Genomic DNA, 4409 nt, shown 5'->3' with positions numbered 1-4409 from the left:
CCAGTTTTGCTTGGCGGCCATAGCGCTTTGGACCCACGCCTTCCCATCTCGAACAGGACCGTGAAACGAAGCCGCGCCGATGATAGTGTGGACTACCCATGTGAAAGTAGGTCACCGCCAGGCTCCCCCTCTAAAACCCCCTAGATACCCTCTAGGGGGTTTTGCTTTTGCGGCTCGAAAATCAAAGCATAGTGATCGCCCAGCATCTTTAGCGACCATAATTGCTCCATAGTCATGGCTGATCATAGGCTGGTCGGCATAAGCCGATTTGATCAAGGAGCTTACTATGTTTACCACACGCCGCATTTCAAGCCTGATTTGGACCATTCTCATTGCCGCCTTCTGCCACGCCAACGATATGCCCCCGCAAGGCAAGGGCAGGTCGATGCGGGTTCCGCCGCCTGAAGCCTACGATGTTTGTGAGGGCAAGCAAGCTGGAGATAAAGTCAGTTTCACCACGCCGCGCGGTGATAAGGTCAGCGGGGTGTGTACCATGCTGCCGGCCCGACTGGCTGCCATGCCTGATCGTCCGGATCAGGGTGGCAACCCGCCGCCGAAGATGAATTGAGCATCATGCAGATGCGCTCGATCGCCGCCACTTTGTTTTTCAGCATCATGCTGACGGTGAGCGGCGTTGTGCTGGCGCTTGCTGTCATGTTTCGCATCAGCCTTGGCGAGGGCTTTATTGACTATGTTGCCAAGTTGGAGCTCGATCGGCTCGATGAGGTGGAAATCCGCTTGGTCGAGCAGTTTCGGCGTGACGGGAATCTGGCCCGCATCAGAGGGGCGCGCGATCTTGCGCCGATGCGGGCTGGGTCGCCGGAAGACGACGCGCCACCGCGACCTGACGGCGGTGAAACGCGCGGGGGGCCCGATGTACCGCCCCCGCCCCCGCCGCCGCCAGCCGGTCGGATCGACAGATTGGGCTTGGGGCCAAGACTTGCCCTGTACGATGCGTCGGGTCGCCGGCTGTTCGGTGCGCCTGAGTCAGCGAGGCGCCCCAAGCGCGCGGTTCGGGTCGACGGGACGATTATTGCCTATCTTGGCTTGGCGCCTGTACACGACGAAGGCGGTGGTCTGGCGCAGCAGTTTTTGCATAGTCAAACCCGAAACCTGCTGTTGATCGCATTGATCGCGGTTGCTGTTTCCGCCGTGGTGGCAATTTGGCTGGCGCGCTATTTTCGGCGCCCGATTGCTGCCCTGAGTGTCGCCGCTCGCGAGTTGGCGGCAGGCCGATTGGATAGTCGCGTGAATCTGCAGCGCGCAGACGAGCTCGGTGCCCTGGCCGATGACTTCAATATCATGGCGAACAAGCTTGAGCGCTTCGAGCTATCACGCCGGCAATGGGTGGCCGATACCTCCCACGAGCTTCGCACTCCGCTCACCATATTGCGTGCCCACACCGATGCGATGCGCGACGGCGTAATGCCACTGGATGCGCGCGGGTTGGCGCGGCTCGACAGCGCCGTGGGGGATCTCGATCGCTTGATCGCCGATCTTTATCAACTGGCTCGCGCCGATGTCGGCATGCTTGAACTGCGGCGTGAGGCGATGCCGCTAGGCCTACTGTTTGATGAGTTAGCCACCCAATATCGCGAGCCTTTGCGGCAGATTGGATTGTCGCTGGAGCTGTTGCCGCCGCCCGACGTTCATCTACTCGCCGATCCGGAGCGGATGCGCCAGCTATTTGCCAATCTACTCGGCAACGCCATGCGCTATACCGATGCTGGCGGAAAGGTGCGAATCAGCGCGGTGGCGGATAGCGCAAAGGTAGCCATCCGCATCGAAGATACTGCCCCTGGAGTTCCTGATGGTGCACTTGCTCATCTATTTGAGCGTTTCTACCGCGTCGATGTGTCGCGTAGCCGCCGCGGCGGTGGTTCTGGATTGGGGCTGGCGATTTGCCAGTCGATTGTTGAAGCGCATGGTGGCCATATTGCGGCCGGCCATTCCTCGCTGGGCGGTCTATGCATCACGGTGACCCTTGCGAAGGCAGAGGCGAGGAGAGGAGGCCAATGAGCGCGCCCGTCATCATGGTTGTTGAGGATGAGCCGCGCATTGCTGAAGTGATGCTCGCGTATCTGGCGCATGCTGGCTTTGCCAGTCGATATCTTGAGCGTGGAGATGCCGTGGTCTCGGCGATTCGTGAGGCAGAGCCTGACCTGCTGCTGCTGGACTTGATGCTTCCTGGTGTTGACGGCATCAGTATTTGCCGCGATATCCGCCGATTTTCAAGCTTGCCCATCATCATGGTCACGGCAAGGGTAGAGGAAATTGATCGGCTGCTCGGCTTTGAGGTCGGTGCTGATGATTATCTGTGCAAACCATTCAGTCCGCGCGAAATGGTTGCGCGTGTGCAAGCGCTGCTAAGGCGGGCAAGACCGGAAGCAACAGCCGCTGCGCCTCCCTTGTTTGAACACGATCGCGATGGGCAGCGGATACGCTGTTGTGGCCAGCTACTGAATCTGACCCCGCAGGAATACCGCTTGCTAGCGGTACTGATCAATGCCCCGGGTCGCATCTTTGCCCGTGCCAGCCTGCTTGAAATGGCCTACTCCGGCAGCGGCGAGGTTTTTGATCGCGCCATCGATAGCCATATCAAGAATTTGCGGAAAAAGTTGACCCTGGTACTGGGCGAGCGTGAGGCCATACATTCGGTGTATGGCGTTGGCTACCGCTTTGAGCTGACTTGAGCGCGGTACCTGCATACCGTGAGGCTGTCGGGCCGATGCGCCGATGGATGGCAAGCTGATGCGATATCCTATTGCTCAGTACAGATAGCTTTCTCCTTCTGGCCGCGTCTTGAATCGTTTGTGTAGCCAGAAATACTGTGAGGGCTGCTTCAGAACTTGAGCCTCGATCACCCGGTTCATCTGCTCCGCGTCGCTCAGCTGATCGTCGCTCGGATACCCGCAGAGCGCAGGCTCGATCACCAGCGTATAGCCGTTGCTTTCACGACGCGGGTAGCACGGCAAGATGGCGGCGCCAGATGCCTTGGCGAGCCTGGACAGCCCGGTAATGGTGGCGGCGGGAACGCCGAAAAAATGCGCAAACACCGAATCGCGTGGCCCGAAGTCCTGGTCAGGCAGGTAGTAGAAGCGATAGCCCTGTTTCAATGCCTTGAGTGCAGGGCGGATGCCGGCCTGGCGAGACAGGATGATGCCGGTATCAAAGCGCAGGCGCTTCTGCTCGACATAGCCATCCAGGCCGGCATCTTTTTGTTTGGAATAGATGCTGACCACCGGCGTTTCCAGCGAAATGCGCAGGCCGGCCAGATCAAGGCCGGTGAAATGTGGCATGCACAGTATCACTGGCTTGCCATCGAGCGCGTGCAGATGCTCCAGGCCTTCTATCGGCATGATGCGCTTGAGTCGCTCCCTGGACGAAAACCAGCAGTAGCCGTATTCAAGAAACATCTGGCAGATCGCCACAAAATGTTGCTTGAGCAAGGCATCGCGCTCCACTTTAGGCAAGTCCGGGAAACACAGGCGCAGATTGATTTCGCCCACACGTCGGCGCGAGCGCGCCAGCTGATACAGCAGTCGCCCCAGTAAACAGCCAATAGCAGCGGTGATGCGAAACGGCAGCCAATGGCATAACCACAAGATGGTGGCAACGAGTCGGACGATCATGGTGCTGACTCCGGTGCCGGGGCGCCGGCCGGCTGTTTGTAACGCTTGTAGCTCCACAGATATTGCGTCGGGCAGCGTGCAATCAGCGACTCGACATTCTGGTTGAGCAAGCAGGCATCTGCTGCTTTGTTGCCGATGAATTCACCCTGCATGGGATAGAGGCGGACAACAAAGCCGCGCCCCCAGCTCAGGCGCTCGGCATAGAAAAACAGCACCGCCGCATTCGCAGACAGAGCCAACCTGGGTAGCAGGGTCATGGTATAGGCTTGCTTGCCGAAGAACGGAGCCCATACACCATCGCCGCCACCGGGTGCCTGGTCCGGCAGGATTGCCGTGGCTTCGCCGCTTTTCAGCGCCTTCATCAACTGACGTACACCAGCCGCAGTTGCCGGAGCAGTGCGTGCGTTGTCGCGCATGCGCCCGGCTTGCATCAGTGGCTCCAGACGCGCCAGTTTGGGCGGGCGATACATGGCGGTCAGCGGATAGGGCAGGCGGCTGGATACATAGCGACAGGCAATGTCGAAGCTGCCCAAATGCGGCGTTACGAAGATGATGGCGCGACCGGCATCGATGGCCGCCTGCGCATGCTCCCAGCCTTCGCAGTGGCGCACCAAGCGACTGACCGATGCCGAAGGCCGGCCCCAGGCGGCCAGCAGCTCCACGGCACCCTTGCCGTGTTCGGCGATGCTGCCTCGGAGTAATTGCGTATAATCCGCCGCAGACTTGGCCAGCTTCGATTGCCGCAAATTGTCAGCCATTGCTTCGCGGTAGCGCCGG

General features: G+C 59.7%; 5 protein-coding genes and 1 rRNA gene. 4 read left to right on the top strand and 2 right to left on the bottom strand.

Features of this window, described 5'->3' with window-relative positions; genetic code table 11:
* Positions 1-9 precede the first annotated feature (9 nt).
* The 4 genes from rrf to ACE3OH_RS19950 all read left to right on the top strand — a co-directional run bounded on the left by rrf (position 10) and on the right by ACE3OH_RS19950 (position 2693).
* Positions 10-123 (top strand): 5S ribosomal RNA (gene rrf, locus ACE3OH_RS19965).
* Positions 124-268: 145 nt separating this feature from the next.
* On the top strand, positions 269-568 hold the full coding sequence (locus tag ACE3OH_RS19960; protein ID WP_374357287.1) for a hypothetical protein: 300 nt from the start codon (positions 269-271) through the stop codon (positions 566-568).
* A 5-nt stretch (positions 569-573) separates the two neighbouring features.
* Positions 574-2019 (top strand): ATP-binding protein, encoded by a 1446-nt coding sequence (locus tag ACE3OH_RS19955; protein ID WP_374357285.1) that lies wholly within the window; start codon positions 574-576, stop codon positions 2017-2019.
* Entirely contained in the window at positions 2016-2693 is a 678-nt protein-coding gene (locus tag ACE3OH_RS19950; protein WP_374357283.1) for a response regulator, read from the top strand. The genes ACE3OH_RS19955 and ACE3OH_RS19950 overlap by 4 nt, the downstream gene beginning before the upstream one ends.
* Positions 2694-2768: 75 nt before the next feature.
* Here the strand turns inward: ACE3OH_RS19950 and ACE3OH_RS19945 are convergent, their stop codons facing one another.
* Both ACE3OH_RS19945 and ACE3OH_RS19940 read right to left on the bottom strand, forming a co-directional pair.
* Positions 2769-3632, bottom strand: coding sequence for a lysophospholipid acyltransferase family protein (locus ACE3OH_RS19945; RefSeq protein WP_374357281.1), 864 nt, complete (start codon positions 3630-3632; stop codon positions 2769-2771).
* Positions 3629-4409, bottom strand: a 781-nt coding sequence (locus ACE3OH_RS19940; protein WP_374357279.1) for a lysophospholipid acyltransferase family protein, incomplete at its 5' end; no start/stop codon positions are given. The genes ACE3OH_RS19945 and ACE3OH_RS19940, both read right to left, overlap by 4 nt.

The sequence above is a fragment of the Chitinimonas sp. genome (assembly GCF_041904975.1).
In the GTDB taxonomy this organism is placed as follows: Bacteria; Pseudomonadota; Gammaproteobacteria; order Burkholderiales; family Chitinimonadaceae; genus Chitinimonas.
Note: the sequence above shows the minus strand (reverse complement) of the source record. Positions and strands in the feature narration are given on the sequence as shown.

Bases quoted from the DNA above. Each gene is read 5' to 3' on its own strand.
- ACE3OH_RS19955 (WP_374357285.1), top strand. From the start codon at position 574: ATGCAGATGCGCTCGATCGCCGCCACTTTGTTTTTCAGCATCATGCTG.
- ACE3OH_RS19950 (WP_374357283.1), top strand. From the start codon at position 2,016: ATGAGCGCGCCCGTCATCATGGTTGTTGAGGATGAGCCGCGCATTGCT.
- ACE3OH_RS19945 (WP_374357281.1), bottom strand. From the start codon at position 3,632: ATGATCGTCCGACTCGTTGCCACCATCTTGTGGTTATGCCATTGGCTG.